The sequence below is a fragment of the Candidatus Omnitrophota bacterium genome, assembly GCA_034717435.1.
Taxonomy (GTDB): domain Bacteria; phylum Omnitrophota; class JAUWXU01; order JAUWXU01; family JAUWXU01; genus JAYELI01.
Window position 1 is genome coordinate 19,043 of the sequence record JAYELI010000036.1, and the last position, 15,765, is coordinate 34,807.

General features: G+C 42.9%; 17 protein-coding genes. All 17 read right to left on the reverse strand.

What is annotated here, in order from left to right; genetic code table 11:
- Positions 1–62: 62 nt before the first annotated feature.
- The 17 genes from atpG to U9Q08_02825 all read right to left on the reverse strand — a co-directional run bounded on the left by atpG (position 63) and on the right by U9Q08_02825 (position 15,580).
- The gene (atpG, locus tag U9Q08_02745) at positions 63–914 is read right to left on the reverse strand and encodes an ATP synthase F1 subunit gamma (GenBank protein ID MEA3328632.1); all 852 of its coding nucleotides are present in this window, start codon (positions 912–914) and stop codon (positions 63–65) included.
- Between the two features lie 65 nt (positions 915–979).
- Positions 980–2,503, reverse strand: coding sequence for a F0F1 ATP synthase subunit alpha (atpA, locus tag U9Q08_02750; protein ID MEA3328633.1), 1,524 nt, complete (start codon positions 2,501–2,503; stop codon positions 980–982).
- Positions 2,491–3,036 (reverse strand): ATP synthase F1 subunit delta, encoded by a 546-nt coding sequence (gene atpH / locus U9Q08_02755; GenBank protein MEA3328634.1) that lies wholly within the window; start codon positions 3,034–3,036, stop codon positions 2,491–2,493. Before atpH ends, atpA begins: the two co-directional genes overlap by 13 nt.
- Positions 3,029–3,508 (reverse strand): F0F1 ATP synthase subunit B, encoded by a 480-nt coding sequence (atpF, locus tag U9Q08_02760; protein MEA3328635.1) that lies wholly within the window; start codon positions 3,506–3,508, stop codon positions 3,029–3,031. Before atpF ends, atpH begins: the two co-directional genes overlap by 8 nt.
- Before the next feature lie 128 nt (positions 3,509–3,636).
- Complete coding sequence (atpE, locus tag U9Q08_02765; protein MEA3328636.1) at positions 3,637–3,903, reverse strand: ATP synthase F0 subunit C; 267 nt, start codon at positions 3,901–3,903, stop codon at positions 3,637–3,639.
- 136 nt (positions 3,904–4,039) lie between these two features.
- The gene (atpB, locus tag U9Q08_02770; protein MEA3328637.1) at positions 4,040–4,693 is read right to left on the reverse strand and encodes a F0F1 ATP synthase subunit A; all 654 of its coding nucleotides are present in this window, start codon (positions 4,691–4,693) and stop codon (positions 4,040–4,042) included.
- Between the two features lie 61 nt (positions 4,694–4,754).
- Entirely contained in the window at positions 4,755–5,132 is a 378-nt protein-coding gene (locus tag U9Q08_02775; GenBank protein ID MEA3328638.1) for an ATP synthase subunit I, read from the reverse strand.
- The gene (locus tag U9Q08_02780; GenBank protein MEA3328639.1) at positions 5,104–5,334 is read right to left on the reverse strand and encodes an AtpZ/AtpI family protein; all 231 of its coding nucleotides are present in this window, start codon (positions 5,332–5,334) and stop codon (positions 5,104–5,106) included. Before U9Q08_02780 ends, U9Q08_02775 begins: the two co-directional genes overlap by 29 nt.
- Positions 5,335–5,342: 8 nt before the next feature.
- Complete coding sequence (gene atpC, locus U9Q08_02785) at positions 5,343–5,597, reverse strand: ATP synthase F1 subunit epsilon (GenBank protein MEA3328640.1); 255 nt, start codon at positions 5,595–5,597, stop codon at positions 5,343–5,345.
- Positions 5,598–6,770 carry an ROK family transcriptional regulator gene (locus tag U9Q08_02790; protein MEA3328641.1) on the reverse strand — a complete coding sequence of 391 codons (1,173 nt, stop codon included), beginning with the start codon at positions 6,768–6,770 and terminating at the stop codon, positions 5,598–5,600.
- Between the two features lie 9 nt (positions 6,771–6,779).
- Positions 6,780–7,142: a PilZ domain-containing protein gene (locus tag U9Q08_02795; protein MEA3328642.1), complete on the reverse strand. Its 363-nt coding sequence runs from the start codon at positions 7,140–7,142 to the stop codon at positions 6,780–6,782.
- 1 nt (position 7,143) lies between these two features.
- Positions 7,144–7,527, reverse strand: coding sequence for a PilZ domain-containing protein (locus tag U9Q08_02800; protein ID MEA3328643.1), 384 nt, complete (start codon positions 7,525–7,527; stop codon positions 7,144–7,146).
- A gap of 21 nt (positions 7,528–7,548) precedes the next feature.
- Positions 7,549–9,717 (reverse strand): GH116 family glycosyl hydrolase, encoded by a 2,169-nt coding sequence (locus U9Q08_02805; GenBank protein MEA3328644.1) that lies wholly within the window; start codon positions 9,715–9,717, stop codon positions 7,549–7,551.
- Between the two features lie 8 nt (positions 9,718–9,725).
- Positions 9,726–10,871, reverse strand: a complete 1,146-nt coding sequence (locus tag U9Q08_02810; GenBank protein ID MEA3328645.1) for a transporter — start codon at positions 10,869–10,871, stop codon at positions 9,726–9,728.
- A 9-nt stretch (positions 10,872–10,880) separates the two neighbouring features.
- Positions 10,881–11,966: a hypothetical protein gene (locus U9Q08_02815; protein MEA3328646.1), complete on the reverse strand. Its 1,086-nt coding sequence runs from the start codon at positions 11,964–11,966 to the stop codon at positions 10,881–10,883.
- 1 nt (position 11,967) lies between these two features.
- On the reverse strand, positions 11,968–13,221 hold the full coding sequence (locus U9Q08_02820; GenBank protein ID MEA3328647.1) for an extracellular solute-binding protein: 1,254 nt from the start codon (positions 13,219–13,221) through the stop codon (positions 11,968–11,970).
- A 10-nt stretch (positions 13,222–13,231) separates the two neighbouring features.
- Complete coding sequence (locus tag U9Q08_02825) at positions 13,232–15,580, reverse strand: glycosyl transferase (GenBank protein MEA3328648.1); 2,349 nt, start codon at positions 15,578–15,580, stop codon at positions 13,232–13,234.
- Positions 15,581–15,765 lie beyond the last annotated feature (185 nt).

The window sequence follows — 15,765 nt, forward strand, 5'->3', positions numbered from 1 at the left end:
AATTGCTATACCATTATACTGTTAAATGGCTATAACAGTTTGACAATTTAGCAATTTATCTTTTATAGATTAGACGCAGCCATTATATCCAATATTTCTTTGGTTATAACCGCCTGTCTTGTCTTGTGATAATTGAGGATCAACCTGTCTATAATCTCTTTCGCATTATCAGAAGCCTGCTTCATGGCAAACATCCTGGCCATTTCTTCGGCAGTGTTGGACTCCAGTATCGTCTGGTAGATCTGGCTGACCAGATATTCTTTAAGCAGCCCGTCCAGAACATCTCCTACTGAAGGTTCATACCTGTAATCGCGAACCCTCTTTATTTTTTTCTGTCTTTCTAAGCCAACCGGCAGGAGCTGTGCGACAACGGCTTTACCTAATAAATGCGTCCTGAATTTATTATAAATTATATGCAAAGAATCTATTTTTTTATCTATAAACATACCGCTAAGTTCTAAGGCGATTTCCCGACAATCAGCTAACGGCTCTTTTTTTATAGAAGAATTGAAACATCGCAGTAATTCGGTTTTGTTCCCGGATTTAAAAAAATTTGCTCCTTTTCTTCCGAAGCAAACCAGTTTTATTTTTAGGTCCTCTGAAGAAGTGAACTCCCGGAACTTTTCGAATATACTGCTGTTAAACCCCCCGCAGAGCCCTTTATCGCTTGCGACAACGATCAGGCCGGTTGTCTTGATATCTCTTTTTTCAAGCAGGGGGTGAGACTGGTAAATGACATTATCTGCGACGCCGAAGACAACCTCTCTTATCTTCTCAAAATAGAAACGGCAGTTTAAAGTAACAGATTCGATCTTTTTTATCCGGTTTAAGGATACTATTTCTAAGGCATTAGTAACCCGGCCTATTTTCCCTATCGAACCTATTTTTTGTTTTATCTCGCGTAACGTAGCCATAATGTGAGCTTTGGGCTGTGAGCTGTGGGCTATGCGCTAAAAAGCTCACAGCCCACAGCTCACAGCTAATCTGTGTTTCTTTTAACAAATATCTTCTTAAAATCCTCTACCGCCCCTATAAGTTCGGCCTCAAGCTCTTCGGACAATTCCTTTTCAGCGATCAGTTTATTGCGCAACTTTTTCTTTTTCTCCCTGATAAAAGATAAGAATTCTTTTTCAAACCTTTTTATGTCGCCAACAGGCACGTCATCCAGATATCCTTTTACCCCGCTAAAAATTATAACGACCTGATCGGCTATATCCAGCGGTTTATATTGGTCCTGTTTTAATATCTCGACTAATCTTTTTCCGCGCTCCAGCTGCCTGACAGTGGCTTTATCCAGCTCTGTCCCGAATTGAGTAAATGCCTCCAGCTCTCTATATTGGGCTAGATTCAACCTTAAAGTACCGGTTATCTTTTTCATCGTTTTTATCTGGGCATTAGCCCCGACCCGGGAAACGCTTAGACCAACATTTATTGCCGGCCTCACTCCCTGATGAAAAAGTTCTGTTTCTAAATAGATCTGTCCGTCGGTTATTGAGATTACATTGGTGGGGATATAGGTCGTAACATCGCCGGCCTGCGTTTCGATAACCGGAAGCGCGGTAAGCGAACCACTGCCTTGTTCTTCGCTAAATTTGCAAGCTCTCTCCAGCAATCTCGAATGGGCATAGAATATATCTCCGGGATAGGCCTCTCTACCCGGCGGCCTTCTTAAAAGTAAGGACAACTCTCGATAGCAGTTAGCATGTTTGGTCAAATCATCATAGACTATTAAGGCGTGACGTCCTTTATCCCTGAAATATTCACCAATAGCACAACCGGCATAGGGCGCAATCCATTGCAGCGGCGTGGGGTCGCTCGCCGTAGCACTGACTATTATGGAATACTCCATTGCCCCATGCTTCTCCAGTCTATTTATTATTGATGCAACCGAAGATTTCTTTTGGCCAATAGCCACATATATACAAATCAGGTTCTTTCCTTTAGAATTTATTATAGCATCTACGGCTATGGCTGTTTTCCCGGTTTGTCTATCACCAATTATAAGTTCTCTCTGGCCCCTGCCGATAGGAATCATAGAATCTATTGCCTTAAACCCTGTCTGGAAGGGCTCCCTTACCGGCTGGCGTTTTATAACTCCGGGAGCAACCTGCCAAATTGGACGAACCTCTTTGGTTTTTAAAGGCCCTTTTTCGTCAATGGGTTGGCCCAGGCCGTTCAAAACTCTGCCCACAAGGGCCTCTCCAACACCCACTTCACACACCATTCCGGTCAGCCTTACCTCTTCACCTTCTTTTACTAAGGCATCTTCCCCGAAGATACAGGCAGAAACCACCTTGTCTTCCAAATTTAATACCATGCCGTAGAGATTATCTGAAAATTTCAGGAGTTCCCCGGACATAGCCTGGTCCAGGCCGTAAATTTTGGCTATGCCATCGCCCACTTCCAGAACTGTGCCAACAACTGCGGTATCCACGCGGCGTTGATAGTTCTTTATCTCTTTCTTTATTATCGAGGTAACCTCCTCAGGCCTTATTCTGGGCACAGTATTTCCTCCAGTTTCCTTAATTTCCCCCTGACAGAGTCATCATAGATATTGTCACGATAGCGCACATATAATCCGCCGATTAGGCTGGAATTTTCTCTTAATTTTAAGTGAATTTCTTCCCTGAATTTTAAAGTCAATACATCCATCAATAGAAATTTCTCATCCGCTGTAAGCAGAGAGGCGCTTTCTACTTCTATCCTTATTTTGTTCTTCTTAGCTTCATAAAGGTCTCTATAGCGAAGATATACGCCGTGGATTAAATTTTCTCTTTTACTGTCTACCAGAAGGCTTAAGAAATCTAAAACAGTATTCGAAAATTTTCTTTCGCCCAATAGTTTTTCAATTACTCTTTTTTTCTCATCCCTGGTAATAAGCGGATGAAGCATAAAATGGCGAAGCTCCCCGACCTCAAGCCACTCTTCACTTAGAATCTCCAGTTCCTCCATTACTTTATCCAGAGTATTTCTTTCTTCAGCCATCAGAAAAAGGGCAGTGGCATATCGGTCATGTAAAAGTTCTAAGTTATCCACGGCTTAGCTCCTTTAAGGACTGTTCAATAAATTTTTTATGATCCTCTTTTTTTATTTCGCGTTCAATGATTTTTTTGGCTATCTCCAGAGAAATCGAAGAAATATCTTTTTTAAGGACCCCTCTGGCAAGCTTGACTTCTTCATTCAGTTCAAGCTTGGCCCTTTCCAATATCCTGGCTGCTTCCCTTTTGGCCTCCTCGATCATCAAAAGCCGCAATTTATCTGTCTCTTGCCGGGTCATATCCTTTATCCGCAGGGCTTCCTTTTTAGCAACCTGCAGGACTTCATTTGATATTTGATTATTTTTCTCAGAATCTTCGCTGGCCTGCCTGGCCTGCTCAAACATCTCTTTAACTTCCTGACCTCTTTTGTCTAAAAAACCCAATAGGGGACGATAAATAAGCTTTGTTAATACAGCTACTAATATCAAAAAGCTTATAATTTCTAATATGAACGTAAAATTTATATTCATAATACGCTAATTTCCGCTAATTTTTCGGGTATTGAATTTCGACTCATACGCTAATTTCCGCTAATTTTATTGGCTAATTTCGCTAATTAGCGGAAATTAGCGTCCTTTTATCAGCGAAAATTCGCGTTTTATAAAAAGAACCCGCTTTTTACTCCCACTATCAAAAACATAGCAATAAACAGGGCGTATACCCCCGTTGTCTCGGCAATGGCATCGCCGATAACCATGGTGCGTAACAGCACGCCTTGAAGCTCCGGCTGCCGGGCTATACCCTCACAGGCTTTTCCTCCGACTATGCCTTCGCCTATGCCCGGGCCAATAGCACCCAGCCCCATGCACAGGCCCGCGCCCAAAAGAGCAGCTGCCTTGATAATTACGGTTCCGTCAATTGGCACTGTTTTTATCGTTTCTGCGCCCTGCCGGGCAACTTCTGCAAATGCTGCGTCCATATCTACCTCCCAGTTTAAATTGTTATAACAGTTTGGCAATTTATCAGTTTAGCAATTTAACAGTTTAATAGTTTAAAAGAAGTTAATATCTCAGCACCGAAATATATGCAACCGCCAGTATCGTAAACACAAACGCCTGGATGCACCCGATAATCACCCCGAAGAAAAGATTGATCATCGGCATCAGCATCAGATTTAAAGGTACAGCCCAGCCAGCGGGGAACATCTTCATTATAACCGGTAAAAACGAAAGCATCAAGCCCCCGGCAAACATATTGCCAAATAAACGAAGAGAATGCGAAAGGACCTTGCTAAACTCGGAAATTACATTGGATGGAAAAAGCCACCAAAAAGGCTTAAAATAATGGCCTAAATAATTTTTAACACCCAGTTTTCTTATTGCGCTGACATGCGCTATAAAAAATACCAACAGTCCCAACCCAAGACAAGTGTTCAGGTCAGCAGTTGGACTGCTTAAAGCCGGAACAACGGAAAGCAGATTTGAAACCAACACAAATAAAAACAGCGTCATTATTAAAGGCAGAAATTTTCTTCCGCTTTCTCCCAGGCTTTCCTTCAACATATCATCAAACCATACGCTAACCGCCTCCAACAGGCACTGCCGCCTGGAGGGAACAACGCTCAATCTCCCCTTAAGCAGAACCAGCCCTGAGGTTACTATCGCGATAACCACCCAGGTCATCTTTAAAGCTAAAAAATTTAGTGGGTTTTCCATATTTCACAAAAGACTCTACTAAAATTATCAATTAACATTCTAAATTTTAAATTGATAGTTGTTAATTTTGTAATGATCTGTTTTTATAAAAAATGGTATCCACGAATATCGACAGCCGCAGGCAAAATAACCCGATCGCGCCTCCGATCAAACATTCTAACCCCTTAAAAGACAAACCTAAAAGTATAGCTGTCATTGTAGCATATCTTAGGAAATAACCGGCCGGAAAAAACAAATAATTTTTTTTGCCGCTAAACTCAATTTTTTTCTTTGCGCTTTTTACCATCAATTTAAAATTTATACTACTGCCCATACCGCCGATGACAACGCCAAGAGAGATCTTGCTTTTTCCTAATAGAAAAAATAAAGTGCCAACTAAAAAAACTATGCCTAATATTTCTACAGTTAATCTATTTTCGAAGGCCCTTGCCTGCTTCATTATCCTTTTCTCTGATCAACTGATAGGCGGCCTTAAACCCGCCGGCCACGCCAAATATCGAAAAAACAACCGTAAATAAAAAACCGCTGCCCAGTTTACTATCTAAAAAAACCCCAATAGATAACCCAACAGCCATAGCCACTATTATTACCAGGCCTAACTGAATCACCAGGCCAAGATAGTGAAAAAAAGAATTATTCATTGGCTATATTACGCTTTTTTAGCTAATATAGTTACTCCCTGTTCGGTTACTTCGATAAAGCCCTCTTCAATCTCAAATTCTTGCCTGTTATTTTCCTTCTTTATTATTTTTATTTTTCCTTTTTTGAGAATAGCTAAAAGCGGGGCATGGCCTGCTAAAACAGTCAACCAGCCTTCTTTAGCAGGCACGGTTATTTCGCTAATAACTTTGTCCTGGAATATTTTCTTTTGGGATAAGGTTATGGTAAGGTTAAAATTCTTCATCTAGGCCTGTAAGAATACTTCCCGAATGACAAGGCCGGCCGCACCGGCAACTGCTGAATCTTCTCCTAACTGGGCGGGAAGAATTTTGGCCGCACTGGCAGTTTCCTCAAAAGCATACTTTTTTACTGTCTTTCTGATCGGGTCTAAGAGCAATGAACCGGTGCCGATCAGCCCTCCCCCGATTATAACCATTTCCGGATTAAATATATTAACTAAACAGGCAACCCGCATACCTAAATTTACACCGGCATCTTCGACCAATTCCATGGCTAATTTATCACCGTTTTTAGCCGCCTGCGTTATGGTTTGGAAGGTTAACTGTTCCAGATTTTCGCCAGCTATCTGGTTTATTTCAGACTCCACTCCCTGTTTAAGGATATGCTTAGCATAAGTCAGCGTTCTCAAACCGCTCTCCCCGGTTTGTAACCATGGTCCCCGGCGGGCCTTGATAAACCCGTTTCCATTACTAAGCTGTTCCCTGAAAGCTAACTCGCCTGTGCTTCCGCTCGTCCCCCGATATATCTCTCCGTTAATTATAATCCCGCAACTCGTCTCAGAATGCAGATAGACTATATTTTTAACCTCCGGGGTTAACCCGATCATCTTCTCGCCAAAAGCAGACAGATTAGCGTCGTTGTCAATAAAAACAGGCATACCGAACTCCTGTTCAATCCGAGACTTAATAGCCGGGTAACTACTCAGGGCAACCGCCGGAATACTTATTCCCGCGCCTTTTATTTTTTCTCTGCCGACGGCAGAATTTTTTATTAGCTCGCTAATCAGGCCTGTTGATTTGTCGAGCAACCTATCTATGTCTTCTTTGGGACGGCTTCGTTTTAATTTTACGATTACCCTTCCGGATAAGTTTGTTAAGATAGCTGTCATATCCGCCGCAGGCACATTAAGCGGTCCCAGGTCAAGGCCGACAGCAAAAGCAAAATCACTATTTAGTTCCACCAATTCCGGTTTGCGCCCACCGGTCGAGGAGTCAAGCCCTCTTCCCCGCACCAACCCTTGATCCAAATATTTATTAACATAATTTGAAACGGTGACTATATTTATTCCGGTAAGCTGGGAAATGTCGGTCTTGGTAACAGGCCCGTTTTTCCTTATTATTTCAAGAATTACCCAATTCTTTTTCTCAAGTTCGGTTAGGAATTGTTTTGGTTCCATTTAAAAACCTCAATTAGCCACTGCCAAAAATATGGCATCCTTGTTAAATTCTAACGCCAATCCCAGGCAGGACGGACAATCCGGATCCTGCTTGGTTAATTTTTCTCTTCTTAATACCCTGGCTTTTCCGACCAATCTGGAGAAAAGAGGGGCTTTTGCTTTTTCACGCGGCAGGGAAATGTGAACAAATACATTTTCACCCGGTTCGACAACATACTTCTCAGGCACCCTTAAGTACAAACCTCCCTGGCTTAAATTGTCGGTAACGGCTCCTTCAAACAACCGGGGGAAATCCTCGGTTATGCTTTTAATCTCTACCGGTATAGACAAGTCTACTCTTTTATGTTTTCTCTTTTCAGAATCAAAATCCACTTTATTTATTCCTCAACGATTGCTTTTCAGCCCAGCGATCATATGCATAATCCAGTAGAATGCTTTTGTCAGCCGGTCTTATATCGACAAATTCTACGCCATTACTCAACAAAGATGCATCCTCTGCAGAAACTTTGTTAAACCAAACCGCTTTCCCTTTAGTCAAAATCGGATAGTCCTCACCCGGAACATCTATCTCAAAGTCTGCCGATGCATCTTTGAGTAAATCCTTTCCTTTAATCACCGAAAACCCCATCCCGCCTCTGCTAATATTTTTCAAAGTAGCAATGCCTTCTATTTCAGAGAATAAAATCTTATACCGCATTTTCAAGGAAGCGTCAAATCTCAAAAACTCTCTTCTTTCCCTTCCTATTTTCTTTTCCAAAACGCATCCCTCCCCTCATTATTAATTATACACCTTTTTCTTGCTTTTTCCAAGAAATAAGTTTATATTTTTGTTATTCCGGGACACCCTGGCCAAAGCCAATGGGATACCCCAGATTGATAAATTACGCAAATACAGCTCACCATCTCCCAATCGGCCGTCTTTAGCATAGATTACATCCGGTTGGGACCAGGGGTTTAAGGCATTCTTTGTAAAATGAAACCAGGTTTTACGGGCTAACGACAGGCCTTCCTCCACAAACCCTTCATATATCGCCAAACAACAAAGGGTATAGGTTTCGCCGGGCCAGATGTTCTCAGCGTGATAACTGGAGTGATCGATCCTGCCATCGGGAAATACAGAATTCACCGCTCCAAATTCCGAAGCGCGGGCATTTAGTTCAAGCATAGATTTAACCGCCTTTTTAACAGACTGTTCGGGAAGAATATAACCTAAGCCTAACAGATGAGCATACCACTGGCCATTAAGCTGGCCGACCATAGAGTTGGGGTATACTTTAAAATTATTCTCATAGCCTGAGATATAAAATTTTCCGTTCCAAAGCTTTTTTTGAAAAACCTCTCTTCCTTTTAAGAAATACCTGCGGCATTTTTTTAAAAAGTCGTGGTCGCCTAACTTCTTTGCCATCTTTTGAGTCGCCAGCAGCGAGGCCAGAAAAACCGAAGAAGTATAAGAGTTTACCCCGTGAAAATCCCACATATCAAAAGTTGAATCTTTACCTTCGTTATCAGGCAGGCAGTCCTTATTTTTATCAGTAGAAAACTGCCATTTCATCGCTTTCTTAACAACAGGGTACATCTTTTTTAAAAAAATCTCATCCTTACTCCATAAATAATCCCGATAAACCATCAGGCTGAATTTTGTGCTCAGATCTTTCCATGGTTTACCGGCTGTTGTCCCATCAGATGGACAATCAATCTGCCTCCTGCCTAAATCATGGGGAATGCGGCCGTCGCGGCGCTGCGCCCGGGCAAACATTTCCATAGTCCTTTTTTCCAATTCAGGGAAAAAAAGAACCAGGGGAATTGTCCCGTAATACCTTACATCTAAGGAATCCATCAACGGCCACTTAACGGTGTTTTCATATAAAGCGAAATCACCTTTTTTGGTCCACCAACTTGCCGCAGTATAAACATAAAGGTTATTGATCAAGGCGTCTTTAAGCCAATCAGGCAGGCCGGAATTCTTTAGAGCTTCCTGCCATTTTAATGTCTTTTTTAAAAGCCTATTTTTGTTTTTGTCAATGTATTGAGCCACCTCCCAGGAGTCCTTGAACCAATTTTGATACATATGACCTAAATAATGCTTCGGCATATACCAACTGTAATAGATCGGTATTTCTTTGGTCTGATGCGGCCTGAGCTTAAATTTGACAGCCAGGGCACCCATCCACTCGTCAAATTCACCAAAGGCCTGCTGTTTGGTGTTGGTATTAGGTAAAGTGCCGTCGCGGCTAAAATATTTCCAGGCATCAAACCGCCTGTCTTTCAAATCGCCCCTGAATGCTTCTTTGGCGTAGGGCCACTCTCCGAAATAGCTAACTTTGCCTTTCCGGCAGTTGGTTGTCAAACTTACTATTCCTGCTGTTTCATCGGATGGCCGGGGATTTTTTTTATGAAAATTAATGCCTATTAGCCGGCCATTGCTGATAACTTCATTAAACCTGCCTACGTTCCAATCAGCGTTGGCGTTTATTCCCGAGGCTAACAACGAAACAACAGCCGTACTATTTGTTGGATTGGTTATCTTAAAGGCATAAACAGCGCAGGGAAGGCCTGAATTTTTGCAGTCATCTTTGATAAAAGGGGAAAATGCTCTTAACTTTATCTTAATTGGCAGATCGGCATCCTTAAATTCCAGATCAGCTATAGGAAAAGCGCCTTCAAATTTAATCTCTTTTATGGTGGGGCATCCTGCTAAGGAAACTGTCTGCAAGAGCTTGGCTGTCTTTCTGTCTTTTTTCTCAACGTATATCGCAAAGGGATTGGCTGCCCTGAAATCACCGGCGCTGCCTGGCCTGAACCAATGGAGCTGGCCTAAGGGATGCTCCCAATTATTTTGTCCGGTAAACACACCCCTGGTTCCATCGGGAAATATCTGAAGCGTGCCTGTTCCCAGACCGCCCAAATGCAGGCCGGATTTTAGATTGTCTCTGGAAGTGTATTTCATTCAAACTCTCAATGGGGCCGAAGAGACAAGGGAAAACCACAATTAACTTTAAATGTAATCTCGGAAGCAGCGCCAGTATTTTTACCAGCGAACGTCCTGCCATAACCCAACTCAAGGTCAAGAGAATCTGCCGGCCCTGTGCCCTGTCTTAGGTTATAAATCAGGCCAACGGCACCTTTGGTGTAATCCTCATCATCTATTTTCCCTGTGCCGTTTAAACCTTCCATCCCATCCAACCCAATTTTAAGGGTTAACTTATCTATAGGTTTGTATCCAAACTCAAAGAAATAGGGTAGTTCGTCATTTGGATCCTCAAATCTGACTCTATAACCCAGTTCTCCTTTTAGATAACATGGTAAAGGATCGAAGCTTTTCTCGCCAAGAAGCATTATCTCTAAATCTATCTGTCCTGCTCCCAAGGCGGGAATGGCATTTTTATCATATCCCCCGGGGAATTTTCCCCTCAGTTGAACAGCAGTTACTATTGGTTCCTCAAAAAAGCGGTACTTTCCACCCACCCGGATATCTGCCATGCCCGAGGTTGTCTGCTTTGCGAAATCATCCTTCCAGCAAGCATACTTATAGGGAAAGTATCCCACTAAAGTAAATTTATCATAAAGCCCGTATTCTATTTTTAATTCTGTAAGCATCTCTTTATATGCCCCGCCAAATTCCCATTCCATTTCATTTCCGTCATTATCGAAATGGGAATTGTGCCAGTAATATTTTAAATATAATTCAAGAAGGCAGTGTCCTTTAGGCGCCCCCCAAGCCCCTCCGCTGGAAACGGCCCTGCCTGCCTCGTCTGCTGGTTCTTCTGCTGGTTTCTTTCCCAATTTCTCTGTTGGCTCTTTTGTCTTTCCTAAAGCCCGCTTTACTGCTTCCTGTCGGCTAAGACCTTCCTCTTCCAAAGCCATTTTTTCCTCAATAATTTGAACGTATAACGAGGCCCGTCTATTTTCCGGTTCGATCAAAATAACCTTATTAAATTCGACCAGGGCTCTTTGGTAATCACCCTGTTTATAATATTCCTTCCCCATTTCAAGTAAAAATTCTGCAGTACCCATGTGGTTTTGGCTGAATGCCGGCAAGTTAAAAATAAACATCACCGTCAGACAGACAACAATAAAGACAATGCTGCATCGATAGCGCATAAACTCCTTTTAATATTCCTTAGGAGAAACTGATTTTTTATACCATTGTTTGATTACTTCCTGGGCTAGTTTATTTTGAGGGGTGAACCCGCGGTGAAATTTTCCGCCCATCTTAGGGCTAACACCCCAATGCCACCAGTATACGCCGTAAAACCAGGGTTTCTCGTAGAAAGTTGCCAGCACTGCCTCATAACAATCAGCCTGTATTTGTAAATCTACTTTACCGGCAGGGGAATGCCGCCAGGGCTCATCAGTTGCGTCCTCTGAGCTTTTATAGCCAATTTCGGTAAAAATAACCGGTTTGTCTATCTCTTTTTGCCAGGCCTCGATCATCTCCAGCCAGTCTTTCCAGACTTCCATTAACTGTTCTTTAGTCGGATGAGAAGAGCTAACCAAGGGAAAATAAGGATCGACTCCGGCGTAATCCAATTCATTCCAGAACTCAATGTTATCAAATTCCTGATACCAATTTGCCGCATAAGTCAGTTGTCCGTTATATACTTCTTTTACTTTTTTTATCAAGCTCCTCCAAAAATCAGGTTGGCTGAGAGTAGCATTGGTGAGCTCTGTTCCAATACAGAATAATTCAACATTCTCCTGTTCGGCCAAACGGGCATAATAAAGAACAAAATCGGCGTAGCTGCTAAACCAAGCCTGCCAGTCAGCAGTATTGGTAAATCCAATATCTCCCCGCCATTTACCTTCTGATTTGATGAGATCGAGATGGGGCTTGAGCATTACCTTAAGACCTAAACCATGGAGTTTTCTGACCGCAAAGAGCAAACTTTCATCAGAAGAAGTCTTCTCATTTAAAGAATATACTTTTGTGGAATCTGCCCGGTCCTGATACCAGGTGGTAACTAAAGCAACCCAATCTACCCCTAAAGAAACTAACTGTTCCATTGACTTAATTGAATCGGCATTACGGTGCCCTTCCTTTGTCCATGCAACATAGGTCATTCCCTTCTGGAATTCAGGCCCCTGCGGTACAACTAATAATCCGGTTGACTTTTTAAAAATGACAACACCTGTTATACTCAAAGCAACAATAACTACTACTCCGATAAAAAGATAAAAAAGATCCCTTTTCTGCACGTTATCTCCTTTTTTGTTCTAGCTGTCTATTTATTTCCCGGACAGCCCGGGTAAGCTCTTCCCGAGCATCTGCCCCCTGCAAAACTACCTTCTGGATTGCCTGTTCGATAAACCGTGTACTCTCATCCCAGCCAAGGACTGAAGGCGGGCCTTTTCCATCTTCTGCCTGTAATTTTAATACCTGTTTAAACTCCGATTCCATCGGCAGTATGTTCCAGCCAGTTTTATTGGAAGGTAAATAAGAATCCTGAGATTCCCGCGCTGCCTGGTATAACTCCCTCTGTATCCGGGAAGAGAACAAAAACTTGATAAATTCCCAGGCCAGCTGTTTATTTTTCGATGCATTGAAAATCCCCATTACCCGGCCGCCAAGAAAAGCAGTACGGGCGCCTGCCGGTCCAGCCGGTAGTAACGCAATCGACCACTTTCCTTTAATTTCCGGCGCGCAAAGCCTGAGACTATCGATCTTCCAATTTCCTGAAATTACCAAGGGAAAATCTCCGATACGCATTCCCTGCTCTACGGGAATCCGGGTCCTGGGAACCCCTAATTTAGTATAAAAACTGCTAAAAAACCTTAAAGCTTCAACCGCTTCTTCTGAATCCAGGGTTGACCTTGTGCCTTCCTGATTATAAAAATCTCCTCCTGCCTGCCAAAGATAGGGAGCAAGGCCAATCCAGCTCATTGAACCCCAATCAAAGATCATACCTTTGCCTTGAGCCTTTAATTTGTTTAACAAATCTTCTAACTCCAACCAGGTTGTCGGAGGTTCGAGAATAATGTCATTGCGATAAAACATAATCTGCAGGCTTATATCAAAAGGAATTCCGTAAACTTTTCCTTTGTAATCAATAGAATCCCATAGACCATGGAAGGTATTTTTTCTGATTTGTTCTAAATCCTCCGGGAATTCCTCGGTTAAATTTACCATTGCTCCTAACTGGCCGAATTCCGTGCCCCAGGTAAGGCCCATTGTGCCAATATCCGGGACAACATTCCCGGCAATGCAGGTTAGATATTTAGTATGCGCGTCGCCCCAGGAAATTGCCTGACACCTAAAAACGACATTCCTGCTTTTAAAAAACTCATCACCAATTCTCTGGATCTCCTGCGCCTGGCTCTCTGAACCAACCAGCCACATTACCAATTCCCGAGGCTCCTTTACCAACTGCTGTTTATCCGGCAGCGGTTGTTTTTGCCCGCAGCCAACCAAAAGAAAACAAAATCCTAATATTAAAATCCAAATTTTTCGCATTTTTTCTCCTCTAACGGCTTCCCATTATAACTTTAACCCGGTGGGTACTTCCTGGTTTAAAGAAGGGCAAGATATCTCCTTCTATTTTTTTCCCATCTACCGTAATTGATTTAACACCGCGAGAAACCCGCTGAGGGTTGAGTACTTCAATTTTATATATTATCTTTCGAAATCGCCGGCTTATTCGAAATCCGGGCCAGTGCCCGGGAATACAGGGCGAAATTCGCAGCCCCCGATACTCCGGCCTGATACCCAGGATATACCAGGTGACAGCAATAAAATTCCAGGTTGCTGAACCGGTAAGCCAGGAATTTTTAGCCCGCCCGAATTCCGGGCTGTGCCTGCCGCTAATAAACTGGGAATAGATATAAGGCTCTGTCATATGAATTTGAGCAATTTTATTGTGGGTAGCGGGGGCGATCTTTTTATAGTAATCAAACGCCTTCTCTGCCCGGCCAAGTATAACTTCAGCAATTACTGCCCAGGGATTGGCATGACAGAAAATGCCGCTGTTTTCTTTTAATCCAGGAGCAAATGTTCCGATCGCTCCGACCTGCGGGTCAAAATCCCGGTAGGGCGGGTCGAGAAGTATTATCCCATATTTAGTATCAAGATTCTTTGCTACCATATCCATGCACTTAACAAGCCTTTGTTGAGGAGCGATTCCAGCCATTACTGCCCAGGATTGAGGATTAAGATAAATTTTACCTTCCCGGCAATCTGAGGAACCAACCGGCCTTCCCTTGCTGTCAAAAGCGCGAATGTACCAGCTGCCGTCCCAGGCAACCCGATTAATCGTCTTTTCCATCTTTGAGGCTAAGCTGGTGAATTTTAAACTATCCTTTTTTTTACTTGTAAATCCGGCTAATTCGGCCATCTGGCGGCAGACAAAGCAAAGAAGTTGTCCAACCCACACGCTCTCTGCGCCCGGCCCCATATTATTAAGACAATCGTTCCAGTCAGCATAACCCATTAACGGCAGTTTATGTTTGCCGACATGCTTAAAGGAATAATCAATTGCCCTGCTCAGGTGGTTATAAAGCGTATCCTTGCCGGCATTGGCAAAAGGAATTATCTTGTCCAAGAAGGCCCTGTCTCCGCTTTCCTTAATATAGCTGACCGTGGAAATAATCAGCCAGAGGTGATCGTCAGAATACCCGGTTTTATCGCCTTTTTTGGTAAGAGGGAAATATTGGTGGAACGAACTGCCATCCTTAAACTGGTTGCTTGCCAAATCCGTAATTCTCTGCTTCACCTTTTTGGAAACAGAGTGCAGGACCCCCAGGCAATCCTGGTTAGAATCACGAAAACCCATTCCCCGGCCAATACCCGCCTCATAATAAGAAGCGGAACGTGACCAGTTAAAAGTAGTATGGCATTGGTAGGCATTCCAGGTGTTAACCATTGCATTCAGTTCTTTATCCGGGGTCGCAACCTGATAATCAAGATATCTCTGCCAGCTTTTCTTAATTTCAGCCAGTTCGCCCAACGCAACTTTTAACTTAGTAAATTTAGCGGCCTTCTGTTTAGCTTTAAGTTTGTTTTTCTCAACTCCGAGCACAAACACGATAGTTTGTTCTTGTTTAGGTTTGAGCTTTAAATGAAAAGATTGCGAGCCGATTGGGTTCCCGCCCACAGCCCGGGAATTAAAAGAGCGGGCTTTTTCTACAGCTAAAGGGTTAGATTCACTGCGGTAAGGCCCGATAAACCTTTCCCGGTCGCAGTCAAAACCTTGTGGTTTTCGGCTTGCACCTAAATAGGCCAGGGAAGAAAAACCTGCTTTCGGATAATAATTGGTTAGATGATAGATTATCCTGTCTTCAGAAATGCAGTTGGCAATATTCAACGTATATTGAAAATCGGCAGCGTCGGCTACTGCCTGCCAGAGGCAAAATTCCGCGTAAGAAAAAACCGCCAGATTCCGGGGTTTACTGCTTGAGTTTTTTAGGTGTAAAATCCAGATTTCCAGATTTTCGCCGCGGGGGACAAAATAGGTAACTTCACTGTTTATCTGCCTGTATCCGGCGCTTATTTTGGTATAACCCAAGCCGTGCCGGCACTCATACCTAAACTCATTAAGAGGTTTCATTACCGGCTGCCAGGAACATGACCAAAACTCGCCTGTATCCTTGTCGCAAAGATATAAATACCTTCCCGGCCGGTCCACCGGCAGGTTATTATAGCGATAGCGCAAAATCCGTTTGTCACGCGGGTCTTTATGAAAACTGTAACCGCCGGCGGTATTGGAAATTATTGCGCAATATTCATCCACACCCAGATAATTGATCCAGGGCGTAGGCGTATCCGGCCGGGTAATCACATACTCTCTATTTTTCTGGTCAAAATGTCCGTAATTCATAAAAGTGAATTTATTTTAACATCTAATTTGTTGATTGTCAAGGCAGGTTTAGAACATATGTTATTTAAAAATTAAAAGTGCACACCTTAACCGAAATTAAAAATAATAACGCTAAAAAGGTCATTCTGAGGCCGAAGGCCGAAGAATCTCAGAAAACACGGTTTTATGGGAGATCCTTCGGTCGC